Origin of the sequence: Vulcanococcus sp. (assembly GCF_044369115.1) — a bacterium.
Classification (GTDB): Bacteria; Cyanobacteriota; Cyanobacteriia; order PCC-6307; family Cyanobiaceae; genus Vulcanococcus.
This window is the reverse complement of the sequence record NZ_JBIPMN010000225.1, coordinates 1-3353: the sequence shown is the minus strand read 5'-3', so window position 1 is coordinate 3353 and position 3353 is coordinate 1. Positions and strand designations below refer to the sequence as shown.

Sequence of the window (3353 nt, the reverse complement as noted above, 5' to 3'; positions counted from 1 at the left end):
CAAGGAGCCCCTGGATGCCGATTCAGCCCTCCGCAGCGTCAGCGAGCGGCTGATCCTCACGCCGCACCTGGGTGCCTCCACGGAAGAGGCCCAGGAAAACGTGGCCATCGACGTGGCCGAGCAGATCCGCGATGTGCTGCTGGGTCTGCCCGCCCGCAGCGCCGTGAACATCCCCGGCCTCAACGCCGAGGTGATGGAGCAGCTCAAGCCCCACCTGCAGCTGGCCGAAACCCTGGGCCAGCTCCTCAGCCAGCTGGCCGGCGGCCAGATCAGTGAGCTCGAGGTGCGCCTCCAGGGTGAATTCGCCAGCCATCCGGCCCAACCCCTGGTGATTGCAGCCCTGAAGGGTCTGCTCTCCACCGCCCTGGGCGATTCGATCAACTACGTTAACGCCGGCCTGGAGGCCAAAGAGCGCGGCATCCACGTGCTCGAGGTGAAGGATGATGCCGCCCGCGACTTCGCCGGTGGTTCTCTGCAGCTGAGCTCCAAGGGCGCCAATGGCAATCACACCGTGACCGGTGCTGTGTTCGCTGACGGCGAATTGCGCATCACCACCATCGATGAGTTCCCGGTGAATGTGGCCCCCAGCCGCCACATGCTGTTCACCCGTCACCGCGATATGCCTGGCATCATCGGCAACCTCGGTTCGGTGCTGGGTGAGCACAACGTGAACATTGCTTCGATGCAGGTGGGCCGCCGCATCGTGCGTGGTGACGCTGTGATGGTGCTCAGCCTCGACGATCCCCTGCCCGCCAGCCTCCTGGCCACCATCCACGCGATCGAGGGCATCCAGGAAGCCCATCCGGTGACCCTCTGAAGCCGGAGGCCCTTCACACTGATGACGCTTTCCTGGTGGCGGCTGGAGCTTGCTTCGCTGCCTGAGCTCGAGGAATCCCTGATCTGGAAGCTGAACACCCTCGGAATCCCGAGGGTGGCCATGCGCCATCGACCGGAAGCTCCGAATCAGCGCCAGCTCGTGGCTTGGCTGCCGGAAGCCGACTGGCCCGAGTCCGAGCGGCTCCAGCTCGAGCAGGCACTCGCTCCGTTGGCCGATACCTTCGGCCTCACTCTGCCCCCTATCAGCTGGGAGCAGCAAGACGACGAGGATTGGAGCCTCAGCTGGAAACAGCATTGGCAGGCCGACCCGGTTGGGGCGCGGCTGCTGATCCTGCCGGCCTGGCTGGAGCTGCCGCAGGAGCATGCCGATCGCCTGGTCATCCGCATGGATCCCGGTAGTGCCTTCGGCACGGGTAGCCACCCCACCACACGCCTCTGTCTCGAAGCGATCGAACGCCTCGCTGAGCAGCGGGGCAGCGCTGAACGCCCTGACCTCGGTCCGATCCGTGTGGCAGATCTCGGCTGCGGCAGCGGCATTCTCGGGATCGCTGCCCTGCTTCAGGGCGCAACCCGCGTGGCGGCAGCGGATACCGATTCCCTGGCCGTGCGCGCCACGCGCGACAACGCTGTGGTGAGTGGCTTCGCTGATCGCCTCGCCGTGGAGCTGGGCTCGGTGGAGCAGCTTGCGGAGCTCCTGGAGGGCCGGCCGGCTGATCTGTTGCTCTGCAACATCCTGGCGCCGGTGATCGAGGCGCTCTGTCCGGCCTTCCATTCGGTGCTGGCACCCGACGGGCTAGGGCTGCTCAGTGGCCTCCTGGTGGACCAGGCGCCGCGGCTGGAGCAGGCCCTGGCTGAGCAGGGGTGGCGTGCGGAGCTCACTGCCCAGCAGAGCCAGTGGGGGCTGATGACGATTCAGCGAGCCTGAGAGGCCACCCGACGCGTCTGAAAATCAGCGCGCCGGATCTGCTGATGTTGCATAAGGCACGCTGATCTGTGCCCCGCGTTCTGATTGGGCTTCACGGCCAGATGCCCTCAGAACCCCAGAACCATGCCCCGGCGGATGTAGGAAGGGTCCGTCCTACGGGCCCGGGAACTTTCCCAGGAGCCTGTGAGCCCCAATCCCTTCCATGGCTTCCTACAAGGTCACCCTCATCAGCGAGGCAGAGGGCCTCAACAAGACCATCGAGGTTCCCGACGACCAGTACATCCTCGACGCCGCTGAAGAGCAGGGCATCGACCTCCCCTACTCCTGCCGTGCTGGTGCTTGCAGCACCTGCGCCGGCAAGATCACCGCTGGCACCGTGGACCAGTCGGACCAGAGCTTCCTCGACGACGACCAGATCGAAGCTGGCTTCGTTCTGACCTGCGTGGCCTACCCCACCAGCGACTGCACCATCAAGACCCACGCTGAAGAAGAGCTCTATTGAGCTCCTGTTCGGGTCGTGCCTGTTCACGCCCCGGCAGCTTGATTTCCCCAACCACCCTTCGGGGTGGTTTTTTTGTCTGCATCCACTTGTCCCCACACCGCTGTCGCCGTGCCCGCCGCCTCCGCCTCGGCATCCACGCCTCCTCAGGTGGCCGAGCTCTACGCCTATGGCAGCGAACACACCAGCCTTGGCGGCCAGTACAGCTTTCGGGTGCTGGGGCCTTGCTGCCGCCTGTTCGATCGCGAGGAGCTGCCCTGGCCCTGCTGCCGCATCGCCTGGCGCAGCAAAGAACCCAGCTGGCGGCGGGTGGGCCGCCGCTTTGTGGCTGATCTGGCGGCCCGGCGCTGCCCCTCCTATGCCGTGGAGCTGCTGCAGCCCGGCTCCCGCCCCACAGTGACGGTGCTCACACTCTTCTCCTTGAGGCTTTGTGCGCCCCTGCAGGAGTGGTGGTACAGCAAGCAGCCGGCGTCGCTGGAGGCGGAGAACGTCGCCCCCCCACTGCCCCGCGAGGCCCTGCCACCGCTTTGAGGATTAGCGAGGGCTAGAGGGCCGTCTCCCTTGGGGGCGTTGTCCTCGCTCGGTGGCATCCGCTCTGGTGCGTTCGTGCGGTTCGGTGCAGTGCGGGGGGGGGGGGCCGGGCCAGTGCAGTGCGGTTCAATGCAAAGTCCTCCGCCGGATATCCATGGATATCCGCCCTTGGAGACACCGCAAGACACAAAAAAGCCCCCGCCGCTTGGGCAGGGGCTGAATATGAGTGTGCGGTTGACCCTGGGATCAGAAGTAGATCTTGCCGCCGCCCCAGGCAGAACCCTGAACCTTGGGTGCCACCAGGATGAAGCCGGCCATCAGGCGCAGATCTTCGTCGTTGAGATCGCGCATCTTCACGAACACGTCGCTGCTGCGGATGCTCGGGTGCACGTCGGCGATGCTGTACTCGCCGTCGTAGCTGGTGGGATCTTTCATGTAGTCCACCAGTGCGTCCACGTTGTCGCGGGCGGGGGTGGCCAGGGCCAGGGTCTCAGGGTCGAGGCCCACGTTGTGATTTGTCTTGGTGATGCCGCCGGCGTGGCACTCACCGCAGCTGCTGTT

The 3353-nt window shown here is 65.6% G+C and carries 5 protein-coding genes; 4 read left to right on the top strand and 1 reads right to left on the bottom strand.

The features are described from left to right. From ACIQ2E_RS13530 to ACIQ2E_RS13515, 4 genes are all read left to right on the top strand, one after another. On the top strand, positions 1-817 hold an 817-nt coding region (locus ACIQ2E_RS13530; protein WP_398331575.1), incomplete at its 5' end, for an ACT domain-containing protein. Positions 818-838: 21 nt separating this feature from the next. Then, the gene (gene prmA / locus ACIQ2E_RS13525) at positions 839-1762 is read left to right on the top strand and encodes a 50S ribosomal protein L11 methyltransferase (RefSeq protein WP_398331572.1); all 924 of its coding nucleotides are present in this window, start codon (positions 839-841) and stop codon (positions 1760-1762) included. Between the two features lie 202 nt (positions 1763-1964). Next, positions 1965-2264, top strand: a complete 300-nt coding sequence (locus ACIQ2E_RS13520) for a ferredoxin (RefSeq protein ID WP_010310832.1) — start codon at positions 1965-1967, stop codon at positions 2262-2264. A 108-nt stretch (positions 2265-2372) separates the two neighbouring features. After that, positions 2373-2792 (top strand): hypothetical protein, encoded by a 420-nt coding sequence (locus ACIQ2E_RS13515; protein WP_398331568.1) that lies wholly within the window; start codon positions 2373-2375, stop codon positions 2790-2792. A 246-nt stretch (positions 2793-3038) separates the two neighbouring features. Here ACIQ2E_RS13515 and psbV read toward each other — a convergent pair. Further along, positions 3039-3353: photosystem II cytochrome c-550 (gene psbV / locus ACIQ2E_RS13510; RefSeq protein ID WP_398331565.1), on the bottom strand; the 315-nt coding region annotated here is incomplete at its 5' end.

Coding starts and splice junctions, on each gene's coding strand:
- ACIQ2E_RS13520 (WP_010310832.1), top strand. CDS start 1,965: ATGGCTTCCTACAAGGTCACCCTCATCAGCGAGGCAGAGGGCCTCAAC.
- prmA (WP_398331572.1), top strand. CDS start 839: ATGACGCTTTCCTGGTGGCGGCTGGAGCTTGCTTCGCTGCCTGAGCTC.